The organism is Pandoraea faecigallinarum (assembly GCF_001029105.3).
In the GTDB taxonomy this organism is placed as follows: Bacteria; Pseudomonadota; Gammaproteobacteria; order Burkholderiales; family Burkholderiaceae; genus Pandoraea; species Pandoraea faecigallinarum.
Window position 1 is genome coordinate 3,062,732 of record NZ_CP011807.3, and the last position, 18,601, is coordinate 3,081,332.

The following is an 18,601-nucleotide window of genomic DNA, read 5'->3' on the forward strand; positions in this document are numbered from 1 at the left end:
GACAACCTTCAGCAATCGAATGCGCGCCCCGCGATTTCACACCGAGGCGCGCAATATTTCACGCTGCGTCGCTCCCGCAGGCTTAGACGGCGCTCGTATCGAGCGGCGCGCCGGTCTTTTGCGAAATTTCTTCCTTCGTCACGCCCGGTGCCAGTTCGGCGACTTTCAGGCCGTCCGGCGTCACGTCGATCACACCGAGGTCGGTGATGATGCGGTTGACTACGCCAACGCCCGTAAGCGGCAGATCGCAGGCTTTGAGAATCTTGTGCGCGTCACCTTTGGCGACATGCTCCATGAGCACGACCACACGGCCGACACCGGCGACCAGATCCATTGCGCCGCCCATGCCCTTGATCATCTTGCCCGGAATCATCCAGTTCGCAAGATCGCCCTTTTCGCTGACCTGCATTGCCCCGAGAATTGCCAGATTGATGTGGCCACCGCGAATCATCGCGAACGAATCGGCCGATGAGAAAATCGACGAGCCGGGCAGCGTCGTCACCGTCTGTTTGCCCGCGTTGATCATGTCGGCGTCGACTTCGTCTTCGGTCGGGAACGGGCCGATACCGAGCAGGCCGTTTTCCGATTGCAGCCAGACTTCCATCCCTTGCGGCACATGGTTCGCCACCAGGGTGGGCAGACCGATGCCAAGGTTCACGTAGAAGCCGTCTTCCAGCTCGCGCGCCGCGCGCGCGGCCATTTCATCACGATTCCATGCCATGGTTATCTCCTTGATCTCGGCGCTTACTTGGCACGTACCGTGCGCTGTTCGATGCGTTTTTCCGGATGCGCGTTCAGCACGATACGTTGAACGAAGATCCCCGGCAGGTGCACGTCGTCCGGGTCGATCGAACCGGTCTCGACCAGCTCTTCGACTTCGACGATGGTGATCTTGCCGGCCATGGCGGCCATCGGGTTGAAGTTGCGGGCGGTGCGATTGAACACGAGGTTCCCCGCGCGATCGGCCTTGGCGGCCTTCACCAGGGCGACGTCGGCGCGCAGCGAGCGCTCCATGACATACGTCTCGCCATCGAACTCGCGCGTTTCCTTGCCTTCGGCAACGACCGTGCCAACGCCGGTCTTCGTGAAGAACGCCGGGATACCGGCGCCGCCTGCGCGCAGCTTTTCGGCCAGCGTGCCCTGCGGCGTGAATTCGAGTTCGAGTTCGCCCGCCAGATACTGCCGCTCGAACTCCTTGTTCTCGCCCACATACGACGAGATCATCTTCTTGATCTGACGCGTCTCAAGCAGCAAACCGAGGCCGAAACCGTCGACGCCTGCGTTGTTGCTGATGCAGGTAAGCCCCTTGACGCCCGAGTCGCGCAACGCGGCGATCAGGGCCTCCGGAATGCCACACAGGCCGAAGCCACCGACGGCGAGCGTTTGCCCGTCTGCGACGACACCGGCGAGCGCCTCCTTGGCGCTGGCGTATACCTTGTTCATCGTTTGTCCCTTTCCCTCGGTTGAGAATTGAAATTATGCCGCGCTCTCACGCGTTGCGAGGCTTGCGACGGCCCGTGAAACGAGGGGGACGGCACACCTCATGCAACCACAGAGCTTACGGTGCCACACAAATGGGGCACAATACGTGAAATTACATATCTCCCCGCGCGCCCGGCTGTCATCCGCGGCCAACTCGCGCGTGACCCGACCGGATTCGTATTCCCCCAATGCCGACGTTCGACTACCAGACAGCCTTTCACATCGCACCAGTCGGTCTGGTCATTTCACGCCAGCGCATCATCGAGGACTGCAACCGTCAACTCGGGAAGATCTTCGGCTATGACCACGAAACGCTCATCGGCCAGTCCTTCCAGGTCCTTTACCCGTCACCCAAGGAATTCGAGCGGATCGGCGAGCGCATCCCGCCGATCATGAGCGCCCAGGGTGTCTATTCTGACGAGCGCATCATGCGGCGCGCCAACGGCGAATTGTTCTGGTGCCACGTCACCGGCCGTTCGCTCGACGTCAACAACCCGCACGCCGCAGGTCTGTGGACCTTCGAAGACATCTCGGCGACGCGTCGCGTCGCCGTCGCACTGACGGCCCGCGAACGCGAAATTGCGGCTCAACTCGTGCAAGGCAAGACCAGCAAGCAGATCGGCAAGATTCTGGAGATCAGCCCGCGCACCGTCGACATCTATCGCGCGCGTCTGATGCAGAAGTACGGCGCCGGCACTGCCACCGAACTCGTCCAGCGATTGCTCGGCAACTGAGCCGGCATCGCAAAACCCTCACCGAGGCCGGACGCAGGGCTTGCACGCCTGCTTTCATGCCCTGCATCACGTTGCCGCGAACAACGTCCTGACGACTTCCGGCAGCGGCACCGACTTCTCCGCCTGGTAATTCACCCACACGATCTTTGCGCCGCCCTCGGCCACCACGATATCCGGCGTGTCCGCGCGACGAAGCTCGAAGCGCGTGTCGACGCTGCTACGCCCCGGTGCGCCGATGAACATCCGGCAATCGATATCGCCCGGATAGCGCAACTGACGCAGGAACGTCATGTTCGCGTTGACGATGACCGGCCCTTCGCCTGTTGCGCGCTCCTCCGACGCAATATCGAGTGTCTCCAGCCACGAAATACGTACCTGCTCCATGTACCGGAAATACACGGTGTTGTTGACGTGGCCGAACGCATCCATATCGCCCCAGCGAATAGGCATGCTCATACGAAAGACTTCCTTGAACTCTGACGACACTGCAAATTCCCCATGATAAAAATCGGCGCCCGGCCGTGAGTTGGCGGGCGTCATGGGAGCAAAGTGTAGCGCGTCGAATCGATGGGCGTACGGCACGCCATCGCAATCGGCTTCGAATGGCGGTCTTTTCGGAATGGAGAGAGCGCCGCCTCGGAGAATTCCGAAGTGGCCGGACGCACGCGCTCACGGACGACCACCGCACTTCGCGGCGATCACCTGCGCATGCCGGCGGTTGGCGTCTTGCCCGCCATCGCATCGTCCTTGACCGCGGCTTCGGCCTTCTCGACGAGGTCGCGGCCGACGAGCGTCTTCCATTTTGCATAAACGGGACGCGTAGCCTCGACAAACCGCTGACGCTGCTCCGGAGTGAGCCGCGTCACCTTGACGCCACGCGTCTCCAGGTCCTCCCACATGCCCTGTCCGGTACTAAGCAAGTCTTCGCGCGCAAGCGTCACTTCGAAACGCGCGGCCTCCATCGCGGCATCGCGCACGATATCGCGATCCTGCGTCGACCAACTATCCCAGACCTGCCGGTTCACCACGAATACGATGGGGTCCGCCACGTAATCCCAGACCGTGAGGTAACGCTGCCCGGCAGTGTCGAGCTTCGCGTTGTTGAAAATCGTGACCGGATTTTCCTGTCCGTCGATCTTGCGCGCGCGCAAGGCACGTATCGCCTCGCCCCACGTCATCTGTGTCGGCACGGCCCCCAGCGCCGTAAAGATGTCGTTGAACAGCAAGGATCCGACGACACGGAAGCGCAATCCGCGCATGTCTTCGGGCGAACGAATCGCCCGACGCGAATTACTCAATTGACTGAAGCCATTCTCGCCCCATGCCAGCGGCACGACGCCCTGCTCTTCGACACGGCGAAACAGTTCGCGCCCGACATCGCCTTGCGTAAGTGCATCGACCGAACGATAGCCTCGCAGCAGGAACGGCAGCGAAAAAATATTGAATTCGGGGATGGCGGACGACCAGTTGATCGTCGACCCGACGGCCATATCGATCACCCCCTGGCGCAGCGCGGTGAACTCGCGCGTCTGATCCCCCCCATGAGCGTGGCGTTCGGATGCAGCCGGATGTTGATGCGCCCGTGCGTGCGCTCGCGCACCATGTCCGCCCAGAGTTGCGTCCCCTTGCCCCACGGCGTGCCCGTATCGGGCACGATCGACAGCGTGTATTCGGCCTTGTAAGGTTGCGCGGCCACCGGCAGCGCGATTGCGGCGAGGGCAAGCGCGACTCCAATGAGCCCCCGCCAGCCTTGATTACGCATGTTGTCCTCGAGATGATTCGGGATCCGACGTCAACCCGACGCCGTGTGCGATTCCCGTATACGTCCCGAAATTATGCGCTCGCCCTCACGGCGCTGACTGCCTCGGACAATCCCCGATTGCCGCGTTGCAGCGAGCCTGCCCCATCGGGAATCTCCCTCACGATTCGCTGCACTGCGCGGCCAATGTCCCCTCAACCGACGGCAAGACCATCGTCGATGGTCATGATGGAACCGTTGATGAATCGGGAATCGTCTGAAGCAAGAAGCAGAATCAGCCCATCGAGATCGCCCGGCTCGCCTACGCGCTGACGCGGCAGCATCTGAATCAGCTTGCGCCCGGCTTCGGTCTGCCAATGGTCGTGATTGATTTCGGTGTCGATGTACCCGGGGCACAGCGCATTCACGTTGATATTGAAGCGTCCCCATTCAAGCGCCATCGAACGTGTCATGTGGATCACCGCAGCCTTGCTCATGCAGTAGACGCCGAGCATGGAGATCGCGCGCTGCCCCGCGACCGACGCCACGTTGATGATCCGGTGCTGCCGTTGGGGGTCGCCCTTGCTGCGGCGAATCATCCGCTTGGCGACTTCCTGCGCAACGAAGAAAGCGCCGCGCGTGTTCGTATCGACGACGTAATCGAAATCCTGCGGCGTGACGTCGACCAGCTTCTGCTGCGTCGACACGCCGGAATTGTTGATGAGAATGTCGATGGCGCCGGCTTCGGTCTCCGCATGGGCGACGCCGGCGCGAATACTGTCGTAATCCGTGACGTCGAGGGGCACGACGTGCGCGGCGCCGCCTTGCGATTCGATTTCCGCCCGCAGCTCCTTGAGCCGCTCCACGCGGCGGCTGGCCAGCACGACCTTGGCCCCGGCCTGGGCAAGCACCTTGGCGAACTGCATGCCAAGTCCGCTCGACGCCCCCGTGACCATTGCGACTTTGCCTTCCAGATTCAGCGAACGCCCCATCTTCTTCTCCCTCGTGCCCGGACATGCATTGGACGACGGCGGGACATGAAGGCCCGCCGCTAGAGCTTCCTACCTACCAAATCGAACGACCGTGCTATTAATATGCGGTTGCGAGGTGTTCCCCATTCCCGGAAAATGGCCGCACCCACGAATTCTAACGTTTATAACAGGAGCATCAATGGATCCCAAGCTGCTTGAGCAGTACGGCCCGAGGGAGTCGATGGAATATGACGTCGTCATCGTTGGTGGCGGTCCGGCCGGCCTGTCCACGGCTATCCGTTTGAAGCAACGCGCGCAGGAAGCAGGCAAGGAAATCTCCGTTTGCGTGCTGGAAAAAGGCTCGGAAATCGGCGCTCACATCCTCTCCGGTGCGGTCATGGATCCGCTGGCGCTCACCGAACTCATCCCCAACTGGAAAGACCTCGGCGCCCCCCTGGACACCCCCGTGGTCGAAGACCGGTTCCTGTTTCTGAGCGAGAACGGGGCCACCGCCACGCCCTCCTGGCTGCTGCCCGCCTGCTTCCAGAACCACGGCAACTACGTCATTAGCCTGGGCAACGTCGTGCGCTGGCTCGGCCAGCAGGCCGAAGCGCTGGGCGTGGAAATCTTCCCCGGCTTCCCCGCCGCTGAAGTTCTGTACGACGAGAATGGCGCCGTCATGGGCGTGGCAACGGGCAACATGGGCGTCGGGAAAGATGGCGAGCCGACCGAGAATTTCCAGCTCGGCATGGAATTGCACGCCAAGTACACGATCTTCTCGGAAGGCGCGCGCGGCAGCCTCGGCCGCCAGCTGATGCGCAAGTTCAACCTCGATGAAGGCCGCGATCCGCAGGCATACGGGTTGGGCATCAAGGAATTGTGGGAAATCGACCCGTCCAAGCACAAGGAAGGTCTTGTGATCCACACGGCGGGTTGGCCGCTCGACTCGAACACCTACGGCGGCTCGTTCCTCTACCATCTGCCGAACCATCAGGTCGCGGTCGGCTTCATCGTCGGCCTGGACTACGGGAACCCCTATCTGTCGCCGTTCGAAGAATTTCAGCGCTACAAGACACATCCGTCGATTCGCCACTTCCTCGAAGGCGGCAAGCGCATTTCGTACGGCGCGCGTGCCATCACGGCAGGCGGCCTGCTCGCGCTGCCGAAGCTCGTTTTCAAGGGCGGCGCGTTGGTCGGTTGCGAAGCCGGTTTTCTGAACGTGAGCCGCATCAAGGGCAGCCACGCAGCCATCAAGAGCGGCATGATGGCCGCCGATGCGGCGTTCGATGCCCTCACCGCGGAGCGTCAACGCGACGAACTCAGCGCTTACCCCGCCGCTTTCGAACAGTCATGGCTGTATGAGGAACTCAACAAGGCCCGCAACTTCAAGCAGTGGTTCAAGAAGGGGCTGACGGTCGCCACGCTGATGACCGGCATCGAACAGAAGTTGCTTGGCGGCAAGATGCCGTGGACGATCCACCGCAAGAAGGCCGACCACGAGTGCCTGCTTCCGGCCGCACAGTGTCAGCCGATCGTCTATCCGAAGCCCGATGGCAAGCTCACGTTCGATCGTCTGTCTTCGGTGTTCATCTCGAATACCAACCACGAAGAAAATCAGCCTGCGCACCTGACGCTCAAGGACGCGAGCGTGCCCGTCGGCATCAACCTGAGCGAATACGCCGGCCCCGAGCAGCGTTATTGCCCGGCAGGGGTCTACGAGTTCGTGAAGAACGACGACGACTCGGAGCGCTTGCAGATCAACGCGCAGAACTGCGTGCACTGCAAAACCTGCGACATCAAGGACCCGACGCAGAACATCGTGTGGGTCACGCCGGAAGGTGGCGGCGGACCGAACTATCCGAATATGTGATGCTGTACTGCCGCCGATTCGCCCGGCGGTTTTTGTTTGGGCAACCCGCCCGGAATCATGAATCCGGTTCATTTCGAATCAATGCCGAAGGCAAGGAGGCACGATGACGAAAATTTCCGTTGGATTGTCGGGGGCCATGCTGGCGGGCACCGTCGCGTTGACGAGCGGCGCCGCACAGGCGAAGACGGTGAGCTACCTGTGCGATAACACGCACGTCGCCGTGGTGGTCTACGACGACCAGAACCTCGGCGGCAACGTCACCCTCTATTGGATGGGCAAGCGCGAAGTGCTTAAACCCGCGCGCGCTGCGAGTGGAGAAAAACATGTCGGACGCACTCTCGTCTGGTGGAGCAAAGGTCCGGAAGGCACGCTCTACACTGCAAAAAACGAGCAACCCATTACGCAATGCCGCGAGTAATGCCGTGAGTAGTGCCGCGAGTAATGCGGTCAGAATGCGGATGTAAAAAACGCCAGACGATAGTCTGGCGTCAGATTGCTGACGAACCCCTCGTTTTTCGGAGCGAGGGGTTTTATCGTTTAGGCAAGGGCGAATGGGCAGCGTAAGGGCGCGCACATTGAGAGACAAGCCCTCAGGACGCTCGTGAGCCACCGAAACGGGCGCCAAAGGGACGAACGCTCGCCTGCACGCGCCCGTAGGCGCGCCACCAGCATCGCAATTTTCTTGATGTTCTGCGCCGCCGCAGCCAACAAGCACTGCTCGGCCACCTTGCGCAGCCCGCGCATGCGCGCATATCGGTGCCCGTGCAGTTGCTTGGCGTCGGCGAAGCTGCGTTCCACCGTCTCCTTGCGCCGCGCGTAAATGCGTCGCCCCCACTCGCTCAGCCGCCTCGCATCCACCCGCTCCTTGGCGCGCTCCCAGACATGGCGCGTCACCACCTTCACCGCGTTGGCACTGTTCGTGCACTGTGCTCGTACCGGGCAGCATCGGCATATCCGAGCATCGGATTTGTATTCCCGATAGCCGAGCCGGTTAGTCGTGCTGTACGGCAGCGCCTGTCCCTGCGGGCACACGTACTCGTTGCGGTACGCGTCGTACTGGAACTGCCGTTTGTAGAACAGCCCCGGCTTGTGGTTCGGCGTGCGATAGCCCATCACCCCGGCAATCTCCCGCTCCTCCAGCCCCTGGCATACCGCCGGTGTGAAGTAGCCAGCATCCAGCCCCACCGCTTCCACCTTGAACTCAAAGCGCTCGCGCTGTCGATCCAGCCGCTCCAGATACGGCTGGCTGTCGTGCACCGAGGCCGGCGTCACATGCGTATCGGTGATGATCGCGTGCTTGGCGTCCACCGTGCGGTGGTCCAGATAGAAGAACCCCTTCGGCTTGTCGTCCCGCACCATGTAGCCGCTGTCCGGATCGGTCCGGCTAATCTTGGTGTCCTTGCTCGACGGCGGCTCATCGTCGTCCCGATTCAGCGGCTTCTTGCCATGCGCGGCCCGGTCCGCATCCACTGCCGCATTGAGCTTCTCCAGATAGGCCGCAGGCGTCTGTTCCAGCTTTACCACGTCGAACTTGTTCTTGTTCGCATTGGCCTTCAGGTGCGTGCTGTCGGTGTACAGCACACGGCCATCGACCAGACCACGGCCCATCGCCTGGCGCACGATCTCGTCGAAGATCTCCTGATACACCGTCGTGTCCGTGAAGCGTCGGCGGCGATTCTGCGAGAACGTCGACGCATCCGGCACCTTGTCGGTCAGCCGAAACCGGGCGAACCACCGATAGGCGACGTTGACCTGGACCTCGCGCATCAACTGCCGCTCACTGCGCACCCCAAACAGGTAGCCGATGAACAGCAGCTTGAACATCACCACCGGATCGAGCGCCGGACGACCGTTGTCTGCGCAGTACAGATGCGCGACCTTTTCGCGGATGAATTCGAAATCCACTGCCGCGTCGATCTGGCGCAGCAGGTGGTCCTTCGGCACGAGTTCCTCGAGCGTCACCATCTCGAGTTCGTGCTGCGTGGGCGTCGGGATCTTTAGCATCCTGCTATTAAAAAACAAAACCCTCGCACTTGGCGAGGGTTTGTCAGCAATCTGGCCAGACGATAGTCTGGCGTTTTTGTCTCATGTCACCGAATGTTGGACGCCGCTCGTACGACAAGCACTGCGGCCCGTGCAAACACGGCAAACATCCCCGAGAGGTGGCGGCGTCGCGACTGGCACCCCGGGTATTCCGCGTGTATGACGTCACTCCGGTGCGCGCGCGGGGATCACCGGCGTCGTCACCGGGACATCCCCACACTGCGCGCGGTGACGCAACGCATGGTCGATCAGCACGAGTGCAAGCAATGACTCCGCAATCGGCGTCGCGCGAATGCCAACACACGGGTCGTGACGGCCGAACGTTTCGACCGTGGCCGGCTGGCCGGTCATGTCGATCGATTGACGTGGCGTACGAATACTCGACGTCGGCTTGATTGCGATCGATACGTCAATATCCTGACCGGTCGAAATGCCGCCAAGGATTCCACCGGCATTGTTGCCGATGAAACCTTGCGGCGTCAGTTCGTCGCCATGCTCGGAACCCTTTTGCGTCACGCTGCGAAACCCCGCGCCGATCTCTACGCCCTTGACGGCGTTCAGGCCCATCATCGCATGCGCGATGTCGGCATCCAGACGGTCGAACAGCGGCTCGCCAAGGCCAACGGGCACGCCCGTCGCGATAACGCGCAGCTTCGCACCCACGGAATCGCCCGCCTTGCGCAGATCGTCCATATACGCTTCGAGCTGCGGCACAACGTCCGCGTTCGCGGCAAAGAACGGGTTCTGCGACACCTGCGACCAATCCGTCTGAGGAATCTCGATATTGCCGAGTTGCGTCATGCAGCCATGGATCCGCACGCCATATCGTTCGGCCAGCCACTTCCTGGCGACTGCACCGGCCGCCACGACGGGCGCCGTAAGCCGCGCCGACGAGCGGCCACCGCCGCGATAATCGCGCACGCCGTATTTCTGCAGATAGGTGTAATCGGCATGCCCCGGACGGAAGGTCTGGACGATGTTGCCGTAGTCCTTGCTGCGTTGGTCCGTATTGCGAATGAGCAAGGCAATGGGCGTGCCAGTCGTCACCCCTTTGAACACTCCGGAGAGAATCTCGACGGCGTCCGGTTCATTACGCTGCGTGACATGACGCGACGTGCCAGGACGGCGGCGATCCAGTTCGACCTGAATGTCGGCTTCCGTAAGCGCCATTCCCGGCGGGCATCCATCGATCACGCATCCGATGGCCGGGCCGTGCGATTCGCCGAAAGTGGTGACGGTAAACAGGGTTCCAAGCGTATTGCCAGACATACGGGATCAGGGTGGGGTGTGACGGAAAGTGCCTATTATACCGGCCAGGGGCCACGAAGCTTGAGCACCTTGTCGCGCAACGCCTCGGGCGTGGCGAGAGCCGGCGCGACCGGTTCACCGATGACCAGTTCGAGCCGATTCAGGATCCCGCGCTTGAACGGGCGCGTCATTGCCGCCCCGCCATGCCGGGAGAAGAAGCTTCCCCACAGCCCGCGCAGCGCCATCGGCACGACGGGCACCGGCGAGCGCTCGATAATGCGTTGCACACCCCGACGGAAAACCTGTAACTCGCCCGACGCGGTCAGCTTGCCCTCAGGGAAAATGCACACCACCTCCCCGGCATCGAGCGCTTTGGCGATTTGCCCATAGGCGCGCTCCAGCCCAGCCGCGTCCTCATGCGCCGGCGCGATCGGAATCGCTCCAACGGTACGGAAGAACCACGACAGCACCGGGATGCGGAAGATCCGATGGTCCATCACAAAGCGCACCGGGCGCCGGATCGACGCGCCGATCACCACGGCATCGGCAAAGCTCACGTGATTACACACCAGCACGCAAGGCCCCTCGTCCGGAATCCGGTCTGCGCCTTTCACGTCGATCCGGTAGACGGTGTGGAGCATGAGCCACATGACGAACCGGATCAGGAATTCCGGCAGCAGCGTGTACAGATAAACCGCCACCAGCGCGTTCAGGATCCCCGTGACCAGATACAACTGATCGATGGTGAATCCGGCTTTGGTGAGCATCATCGCCATGAGCGCGGAAACGACCATGAACAGCGCGTTCAGGATATTGTTCGCCGCGATAACGCGCGCACGGTGTGATGGCTGGCTGCGACTCTGGATCAGCGCGTACAACGGCACGCTGTAGAAACCGCCAAACATCGCCAGCAGGAACAAGTCCGCCAGAATGCGCCAATGCCCGGGCTGCGAAATGAACTGCCCCACAGTCTGCAATGTCGCGCCATCGGCGCCGCCCCGGCTCGCGAAATACAGATCGACGGCGAAAACCGTCATTCCGATCGAACCGAACGGCACCAGGCCAATCTCCACTTTGCCGCCGGAGAGCCGCTCGCACAGCAGCGATCCGACGCCGATGCCCACGGAGAACATGGCGAGCAGCAATGTGACGACATCCGGGCTTGCCCCCAGCACATCGCGGGCAAAACCGAAGAACGATGCGAGGAAGGTCGCGCCGAGGAACCAAAGCCACGAAATCCCGAGCAGACTTTGAAAGACGGCGCGATCCATACGCGCGATACGCAGATTTCTCCACGTTTCGGTGAACGGATTCCAGTTGATGCGCAGATCGGGCTGCGCCGCCGGCGTTTGCGGCACCCACGTCGACACCAGACGCCCAAGCACGGCCAATCCCACGCACACGCCACCGATCCACGGCAACGCCCTGCCGCCCACACCGGCCATCTCGCCGCCGGTGATCGTGCCCACGAGAATCGCGACGAACGTGCCCATTTCCACAAGTCCGTTGCCTCCCACCAACTCGTGATTGGCGAGATGTTGCGGCAAGTAGGCGTATTTCACCGGCCCGAACAAGGTCGAGTGCAGCCCCATCAGAAACGTGCAGACGTAGAGCAGCGGCGCGCTCGTCCAGACGAAGCCGGCTGCGCCGACCACCATGATGGCGATCTCCAGCGTTTTGACCAAACGGATCAGGCGTGCCTTGTCCCACTTGTCGGCGATCTGCCCGCTGGTCGCGGAAAACAGCAGGAATGGCGCAATGAAAATGGCGGAAATCAGAAACGCCGCCGTCTTGCCGTCGACCTCCTGAAACAATGATGCGTGATACGTGACGAGCGAGGTGAACGCGATCTTGAACACGTTATCGTTCATCGCGCCCAGGAACTGCGTCCAGAAGAACGGTGCGAACCGACGTTCCCTCAGCAGTCGTGATTGGTGGCCGTCGCCGCGAGCCGCGCGCTGACTGGCCTCGCTCACTTGGTGTTTTCCGCTTCCTCGGCCGGCCAGTCGCGAATGTAGGCCTTGAGCATGCGGTTCTCGAAGGACTGTTCTTCGACGACCGCGCGGGCCACATCGTAGAAGGAAATCACGCCCATGAGCGTGCGGCTGTCCATGACCGGCAGATAACGCGCATGCCGTTCGAGCATCATGCGGCGCACTTCGTTGACATCGGTCTCCGGGGTGCACGTGAGCGGATGGTCGTCCATGATCTTGCGAATCGTGGAGGTGCCGACCGTGCCACCGTTTCTGCTGATCGTATTGATGATTTCGCGGAAGGTCAGCATGCCCACGAGATCGCCGTACTCCATCACGACGAGCGAGCCGATGTCATGCTCCGCCATCGTGTCGACGGCATCGGCCAGCGACGTTTCCGGGGTCACGGTGAAAAGGGTGTTGCCCTTTACTTTCAGGATGTCAGACACACGCATGGCACACACTCCTCTTTGTGTTGCTCGGGCAAAACGTGACGGAACGCTGCCGCCGGACGCCGCCAGACTTCGGCTTGCGAGACGGATGGCTGACGCGTACGCCCGCTGTCTCCGTGTCAAATAGCGATTGAAACCTGTTCGATGGATGCTATCGGAAAGCGTCCGAAAAGGAAAGACGAAAGACGCCCGCATGGCCGTGCGGCGTGGGTTTTCGGCCGATTCCGCATGTGCAGTGAGACAACGCCTTACCCCTGGGCTCGGACAACACCGCAATTTCCCTGATGACGCCGACAAAGCCCGCCGTGGCGCGCAAAGGTAATGCTAGGATTGCCGTATACGTAAAGTCTGCATCACGAGTCAGTCCGGTCAGCGTCCGTCCCGCGGGCGCCCTCTTCACGCCATCAGCGAGGCCCTCTCCGACATGTCAGTTCCGCACTTCGACACGCTTGCCCTGCACGCCGGGGCGGCTCCCGATCCCGCCACAGGGGCACGCGCCACGCCGATCTATCAAACCACGTCGTTCGTCTTTTCCGATGCCGATCAGGCCGCCGCCCTCTTCAATATGGAACGCGCCGGCCACGTGTATTCGCGCCTCTCCAATCCGACGAACGCGGTCTTCGAGGAGCGCATGGCCGCGCTGGAAAACGGTGCGGGAGCCATCGCGACGGCAAGCGGTCAGGCAGCACTGCATCTGGGCATCGCCACGTTGATGGGAGCCGGCTCTCACATCGTGGCGTCGAGCGCACTTTATGGCGGCTCACACAACCTGCTGCATTACACATTGCGCCGCTTCGGCATCGAGACCACCTTCGTTCGTCCCGGCGATCTGGCGGGCTGGCGCGCCGCCGTGCGCCCCGAAACGCGACTGTTCTTCGGCGAGACGCTGGACAATCCCGGACTGGATGTCCTCGACATTGCGCAGGTCGCCGACATCGCGCATGACGCGGGCGTGCCCCTGCTCGTCGACAGCACCTTCACGACCCCCTGGCTCATCCAGCCATTCGCGCACGGTGCGGATCTCGTGTATCACTCCGCGACCAAATTCCTTGGAGGACATGGCACGACGATTGGCGGCGTGCTGATCGACGGCGGCACGTTCGACTTCGAGAAAAGCGGCAAATTTCCCGAATTGACCGAGCCTTACGACGGCTTTCACGGCATGGTTTTCGCCGAGGAGAATTCCGTCGCCCCCTTCCTGCTGCGCGCCCGCCGCGAGGGGCTGCGCGACTTTGGTGCGTGCTTGCATCCGCAAGCGGCGTGGCAACTGCTGCAAGGCATCGAGACCTTACCGCTTCGTATGGCCCGGCACGTGGAAAACGCGCGCCGGGTAGTGGAATTCCTGGCAGGTCACGAGGCAGTGGCGAGCGTTGCCTATCCCGAGTTGCCGTCGCATCCCGACTACGCGCTCGCGAAGCGGTTGCTGCCGCGAGGGGCCGGCGCCGTTTTCAGCTTCAATCTGAAAGGCGACCGCGAAGCGGGACGTCGATTCATCGAAGCGTTGCAGTTGTTCTCGCATCTGGCTAACGTGGGCGACGCGCGCTCGCTAGTGATTCACCCCGCCTCCACGACCCACTTCCGCATGGACGCTGCCGCCCTCGCCGCGGCGGGCATCGGCGAGGGCACAGTGCGCCTGTCGATCGGACTCGAAGATCCGGACGATCTCATTCAGGACCTCAAGCGCGGGCTGAAAGCGGCGGTCAAATCGTCTTCGAAGGGGCAAGGCCGATGAACTTCGACATTGCGGGCAACAACGTGTACGCCTACACCGCGGGCAAGGCGATTCATCCGGCACAACCCACGGTCGTCTTCCTGCACGGCGCGCAGCACGATCACAGTGTCTGGGGCCTGCAAAGCCGCTATCTCGCGCACCACGGCATGAACGTGCTGGCGCTCGATCTGCCGGGCCACCACCGCAGCACCGGCGCACCGCTGAAAACGATTGCCGGGATGGCGGATCTCGCGGTGGAAGTATTGAACGCCGCCGGCATCGAAAGCGCCACATGGGTCGGTCACAGCATGGGCTCCTTGATTGCACTGGACGCGGCGACGCGCCATGCCGAACGCGTCTCGCGCATCGCATTAGTCGGCACGGCTTACCCGATGAAGGTCTCGGAGACGTTGCTCGAAGCGGCCGCCGAACGCGAGTCCGACGCCATCTCGCTGGTCAATGCATGGTCGCACAGTACGCTCGCCGCAAAACCTTCCGCGCCGGGCCCCGGATTCTGGACGTGGGGCGGCAATCAACGACTGATGGAGCGTATCGCGCAGCGCAATCCCGCGAAAGTATTTCTCACCGATTTCGACGCCTGCAATTCGTACGACCGGGGCGCGAACGTGGCCGCCGGCATCACATGCCCGGTACTCGCCGTGCTCGGAAAGCGCGATCAGATGACGCCGCCGCGCGCCGCACAGGCGCTGCTCGACGCGTTGCGCGCAGCGGGCGTACCGGTCACGGTCGAGACCGTCGACGCCGGCCACGCGATCATGACGGAACAGCCCGATGCACTGCTCGATGCTTTGAAGCGATTCGTGCGAGACTGAAAGCATCATCGCGAGAAATCGTAGCGGTTCGTCGTGGATCGTCGCAGCAGGCACCGAGGGCCATGAACAGTGACGAAATGAAGGTCCATGAAAGGGATGAAAGCCCGCGAATGGTCGCAAAATGCAGCGCATCGGCGCGACCCTGTGCGAACCGGCGTTCGAGACAAGGAGGCTTGCCATGAGTGACGAACACGATCCGGGCGCGGCATCGCGGACCTTCGAGCGGTTCGCGGATTTTTATCCGTTCTATCTCGGCGAACATCGAAACCCCACCTGCCGACGGCTGCATTTTGTCGGCTCGTGGGGCGTTATCGCCTTTTTGGTAACGTTCGCCGTGACGGGCAACGCGTGGTGGCTACTGGCGGCTGTCTTCTGCGGTTATGCGTTCGCGTGGATTGGCCATTTCTTCTTCGAGAAGAACCGGCCCGCCACGTTTCGTCATCCGCTTTACAGCCTGATGGGGGACTGGGTGATGTTTCGCGATATCTGCGTGGGCCGCATCAAGCTCTAGCGTGCCGAGGGCGAGGGCCGCTCCCCTCCACCGGTATCGGCGGCGTTCGCATCGTTCGGATCAGCGTCGGCGTCGCCCATCGATACGTCGCGCGGCAATGCGTCGGCCAGCGGCACGTCCCATTTCCCCTCGCGCAGAATGTCGGCGACATGGGCGCCGTCCAGCGCGTGACGCTCCATTTGACGTGCCAGTTCGTCGACGTTGAGTGCGAGTTGCGCGACGAGCGGCGAGAGCGTCGTCGTACGCGGGTTGGCCAACAACAGCCAGCGCTCGGCCGGGGGCTGCATCGTGAGCCGGCCGACCCACCCCATGCGCTCAAGCCGGCCCAGCAGTTCGCCAACGTGTTCGAGACTCGTACGCATCAGGCGGGCCAGTTGCTGCGCCGTGTAGCCGCCACCGCCCGCTTCACGATCCTGATTGAGCAGGTGAATGAGCGTGAGGCCGTCGAGCAGGTCGCTGCCGGGAAAGCGCGGATACTGGAAATGACCGAGCCGCAACGCGGGCAATACCGAGGTGATCGTCGCCCCAAGCAACGCCACCAACCATGACAGATAGATCCACAACAGAAAGATCGGCACCGCTGCGAATGCGCCGTAGACGGCGGTGTACGTTGGGAACTGGCGGATGTAGAGACCGAAACCGCGCTTGGTCAGATCGAACGCCAGCGCCGCCACCACGCCGCCGGCGAGGGCATCGCGCCAATCCACCTTGCAGTTCGGCATGTAGACGTACATCAACATGAACGCCACGCTCGTCAGGGCCAGCGGAATCAGACTGAGCAGCGACGCCACGGCAGGCGGCAGCGTACTCACGAGCGACATCGACTGCGTGAAGACGTACGAACTGATCGACAGACTCACGCCGAAGAGCAGCGGCCCGAGCGTAAGCAGACTCCAGTAAATGAGCAGACGTTGCGCCAGCGGTCTCGGACGCGGCACGCGCCAGATCACGTTGAACGCAGATTCGATCGTCATCAGCGTCAGCACCGAGGTCACGAGCAAGCCGATCAGACCGAATGCCGTCAGGCTCGTCGCTTTCGACGCGAACTGATTCAGGTAATTGAAGATCTGCGCGTTGACGCTCTCGGGCATCAGATGTTCGAGCAGGAAGCCCTGCAAGGCGTCGCGAAACGAATTGAAGATCGGGAAGGCCGTGAACAGCGCAAACGTCACGGCAAACAGCGGCACGATCGACAGGATCGAAGTGAACGTCAGACTGCCCGCCACTTGAGGAATCCGGTCGTCCTGCGCCCGCGCAAGCGCGTACCTCAGCAGTTGGCGAACGTTGTTCCAGTTGATGCGGGACAATTTGAGCAAATCGGGCTCCTCGGTGAGAACATCGGCGCAATGCAGCGACGCGGGAGGACATCGCAGCGATGCCGCGCGGCTTTTCGCTGCGCGCCCCTCCTTCATCACATCGCGCCATCAGGAACGCCCTATAATACCCGCACTTTTCGCAGGCTTTTCACTCAGGACACGCCGTTTTGGCAGGTTTGCCACCCGAACGCCCCGACCGGAATGCCTGCAATGCCGGCCGGGCGACGGGCCGATTAGCCAATTAGCCGATGGGCCGATGGGCTGATCGGCCGGGGCCCCCGCCTGCACGAGCCCGATACACCCGCGCCTGCCATCCGCGCGCGCTCCTGGGCGGCTACCGGCTACCGGCTGCCGCTTCGCCCTGAGTCCGCAGCCCTGCCGAATGATCGACCGACCGACTACCCCGACTTCATGACCGAAATTCTCGTCCTGTATTACAGCCGCCACGGTACGACCGCGCAACTCGCACAATGCATCGCCGCCGGCATCGACAGCGTGACCGGTGCACAGGCCCGCGTGCGCACCGTCCCGGCGGTGTCGACCGTTTGCGAAGCCAGCGCACCGGACATTCCGGATAGCGGCCCGCCATACGTCGAACTGCGCGATCTCGAAGAGTGTGCAGGGCTGGCCCTGGGCTCGCCCACGCGCTTCGGCAATATGGCGGCGGCCCTGAAGTACTTCCTCGACGGCACTACGCCCCAATGGCTCTCGGGCGCGCTCGCGGGCAAACCGGCCTGCGTGTTCACGTCCAGCGCGAGTTTGCACGGCGGACAGGAAAGCACGCTGCTCTCGATGATGATTCCCCTGCTGCACCACGGCATGTTGCTCATGGGGCTGCCGTACACCGAGCCCGCGTTGTCCAGCACGCGCACAGGCGGCTCCCCCTACGGCGCGACGCATTTCGCGCATGACGGCAACCCGCTCTCGGCCGACGAACGTCAACTCGCCGCCGCGCTCGGTGCACGGCTCGCACGTGCGGCCTGCAAACTGGCAGAATGAGCGTTCACGGCGCATCGACGTCGGTATCGACGCGCACGCGCGGCACTGGCCTCGTCGGTTGCATCGGCGGCACCGGCCTTGTCGCCGGATGCCGGGCCGGATCCCGGCGCGCTAAAGTACTGAGACTGAGGTACTGAGGTACTGAGGTACTGAGGTACTGAAGCCGCCAATCGTCGATGCCCGCAAACCCATGCATGTCAGGCGCACCACGCGTGCCATGCAGCCACCCCGGCCCACGAGATCCGCCATGACCGTCATCTTGCCCGAACCGTCGCATGACACACTGCGTGAGAACGCAAGCCCAGCCCCCATCGATTCGGCCAACGCGCGCATTCTGCGCCGGGTGAGCGTTGCGAGTCTGCTCGCGCTCATCGCCCTGTCGCTCGCGTGGGAGTTATGGCTTGCCCCCTTGCGCCCCGGTGGTTCGTGGCTGGTGCTCAAGGCGCTGCTTCTGCTTTTGCCGTTGCGCGGCGTGCTGCGCGGCAACCTCTACACGCTCCAGTGGTCGAGCATGTTCATCCTGCTGTTCCTCGCCGAAGGTGTGGTGCGCGGCATGACCGACGCGGGGGCATCGGCCTCGCTCGCGTGGATCGAAACAGCGCTCGCGCTCGTCTTCTTCTTTGCAACGATCTTCTACCTGCGCCCCTTCAAGCGCGCCGCGAAAGCCCGCGCTGCGGCTGCGCGATAGCCGTCACCATTTGCGTCGATGCCGGGTGCTGC

17 protein-coding genes and 1 pseudogene are annotated in these 18,601 nt (G+C 62.4%); 8 read left to right on the forward strand and 10 right to left on the reverse strand.

What is annotated here, in order from left to right; genetic code table 11:
• Positions 1 to 82: 82 nt before the first annotated feature.
• Positions 83 to 721 (reverse strand): CoA transferase subunit B, encoded by a 639-nt coding sequence (locus tag AB870_RS13270; protein WP_047905075.1) that lies wholly within the window; start codon positions 719 to 721, stop codon positions 83 to 85.
• Between the two features lie 23 nt (positions 722 to 744).
• Positions 745 to 1,443, reverse strand: a complete 699-nt coding sequence (locus AB870_RS13275; RefSeq protein ID WP_044456157.1) for a CoA transferase subunit A — start codon at positions 1,441 to 1,443, stop codon at positions 745 to 747.
• A 227-nt stretch (positions 1,444 to 1,670) separates the two neighbouring features.
• Here AB870_RS13275 and AB870_RS13280 point away from each other — a divergent pair, with 227 nt between their 5' ends.
• Positions 1,671 to 2,216, forward strand: a complete 546-nt coding sequence (locus tag AB870_RS13280) for a PAS and helix-turn-helix domain-containing protein (protein WP_047905076.1) — start codon at positions 1,671 to 1,673, stop codon at positions 2,214 to 2,216.
• A 66-nt stretch (positions 2,217 to 2,282) separates the two neighbouring features.
• Here AB870_RS13280 and AB870_RS13285 read toward each other — a convergent pair whose 3' ends face one another.
• From AB870_RS13285 to AB870_RS13295, 3 genes and pseudogenes are all read right to left on the reverse strand, one after another.
• Positions 2,283 to 2,672, reverse strand: a complete 390-nt coding sequence (locus tag AB870_RS13285) for an acyl-CoA thioesterase (protein WP_084664159.1) — start codon at positions 2,670 to 2,672, stop codon at positions 2,283 to 2,285.
• Between the two features lie 242 nt (positions 2,673 to 2,914).
• Positions 2,915 to 3,978 (reverse strand): annotated as a pseudogene (locus tag AB870_RS13290) (DctP family TRAP transporter solute-binding subunit).
• 191 nt (positions 3,979 to 4,169) lie between these two features.
• Entirely contained in the window at positions 4,170 to 4,946 is a 777-nt protein-coding gene (locus AB870_RS13295) for an SDR family oxidoreductase (RefSeq protein ID WP_047905078.1), read from the reverse strand.
• 178 nt (positions 4,947 to 5,124) lie between these two features.
• On the opposite strand from AB870_RS13295, the gene AB870_RS13300 reads away from it, so the two are divergent.
• Together AB870_RS13300 and AB870_RS13305 are read left to right on the forward strand one after the other, a co-directional pair.
• Positions 5,125 to 6,795 carry an electron transfer flavoprotein-ubiquinone oxidoreductase gene (locus AB870_RS13300; protein ID WP_047905079.1) on the forward strand — a complete coding sequence of 557 codons (1,671 nt, stop codon included), beginning with the start codon at positions 5,125 to 5,127 and terminating at the stop codon, positions 6,793 to 6,795.
• A gap of 103 nt (positions 6,796 to 6,898) precedes the next feature.
• On the forward strand, positions 6,899 to 7,213 hold the full coding sequence (locus AB870_RS13305) for an MliC family protein (protein WP_084663681.1): 315 nt from the start codon (positions 6,899 to 6,901) through the stop codon (positions 7,211 to 7,213).
• A gap of 119 nt (positions 7,214 to 7,332) precedes the next feature.
• On the opposite strand, the gene AB870_RS13310 is transcribed toward AB870_RS13305, so the two are convergent.
• The 4 genes from AB870_RS13310 to AB870_RS13325 all read right to left on the reverse strand — a co-directional run bounded on the left by AB870_RS13310 (position 7,333) and on the right by AB870_RS13325 (position 12,514).
• On the reverse strand, positions 7,333 to 8,799 hold the full coding sequence (locus AB870_RS13310) for an IS1182 family transposase (RefSeq protein ID WP_053059364.1): 1,467 nt from the start codon (positions 8,797 to 8,799) through the stop codon (positions 7,333 to 7,335).
• A gap of 204 nt (positions 8,800 to 9,003) precedes the next feature.
• Complete coding sequence (gene aroC / locus AB870_RS13315; protein ID WP_047905082.1) at positions 9,004 to 10,107, reverse strand: chorismate synthase; 1,104 nt, start codon at positions 10,105 to 10,107, stop codon at positions 9,004 to 9,006.
• Positions 10,108 to 10,142: 35 nt separating this feature from the next.
• Positions 10,143 to 12,062, reverse strand: coding sequence for an MFS transporter (locus AB870_RS13320; RefSeq protein WP_047905083.1), 1,920 nt, complete (start codon positions 12,060 to 12,062; stop codon positions 10,143 to 10,145).
• Positions 12,059 to 12,514 (reverse strand): CBS domain-containing protein, encoded by a 456-nt coding sequence (locus AB870_RS13325; RefSeq protein ID WP_047905084.1) that lies wholly within the window; start codon positions 12,512 to 12,514, stop codon positions 12,059 to 12,061. Before AB870_RS13325 ends, AB870_RS13320 begins: the two co-directional genes overlap by 4 nt.
• A gap of 421 nt (positions 12,515 to 12,935) precedes the next feature.
• Here AB870_RS13325 and AB870_RS13330 point away from each other — a divergent pair, with 421 nt between their 5' ends.
• The 3 genes from AB870_RS13330 (at position 12,936) to AB870_RS13340 (ending at position 15,566) form a co-directional block, all read left to right on the forward strand.
• Positions 12,936 to 14,243: an O-acetylhomoserine aminocarboxypropyltransferase gene (locus AB870_RS13330; RefSeq protein ID WP_047905085.1), complete on the forward strand. Its 1,308-nt coding sequence runs from the start codon at positions 12,936 to 12,938 to the stop codon at positions 14,241 to 14,243.
• Complete coding sequence (locus AB870_RS13335) at positions 14,240 to 15,055, forward strand: alpha/beta fold hydrolase (protein ID WP_047905086.1); 816 nt, start codon at positions 14,240 to 14,242, stop codon at positions 15,053 to 15,055. Before AB870_RS13330 ends, AB870_RS13335 begins: the two co-directional genes overlap by 4 nt.
• A gap of 178 nt (positions 15,056 to 15,233) precedes the next feature.
• Positions 15,234 to 15,566 (forward strand): Mpo1-like protein, encoded by a 333-nt coding sequence (locus AB870_RS13340; protein WP_047908175.1) that lies wholly within the window; start codon positions 15,234 to 15,236, stop codon positions 15,564 to 15,566.
• Here the strand turns inward: AB870_RS13340 and AB870_RS13345 are convergent.
• A complete protein-coding gene (locus tag AB870_RS13345; RefSeq protein ID WP_084664161.1) occupies positions 15,563 to 16,882 on the reverse strand; it encodes a YihY family inner membrane protein in 1,320 nt (439 codons plus the stop codon). The genes AB870_RS13340 and AB870_RS13345 overlap by 4 nt on opposite strands.
• 411 nt (positions 16,883 to 17,293) lie before the next feature.
• Between AB870_RS13345 and wrbA the strand changes: the two genes are divergently transcribed.
• Together wrbA and AB870_RS13355 are read left to right on the forward strand one after the other, a co-directional pair.
• Positions 17,294 to 17,881 carry an NAD(P)H:quinone oxidoreductase gene (wrbA, locus tag AB870_RS13350; RefSeq protein WP_047905087.1) on the forward strand — a complete coding sequence of 196 codons (588 nt, stop codon included), beginning with the start codon at positions 17,294 to 17,296 and terminating at the stop codon, positions 17,879 to 17,881.
• Positions 17,882 to 18,128: 247 nt separating this feature from the next.
• Positions 18,129 to 18,569, forward strand: a complete 441-nt coding sequence (locus AB870_RS13355) for a DUF2069 domain-containing protein (RefSeq protein WP_084663685.1) — start codon at positions 18,129 to 18,131, stop codon at positions 18,567 to 18,569.
• The last annotated feature ends 32 nt before the right edge of the window (positions 18,570 to 18,601 follow it).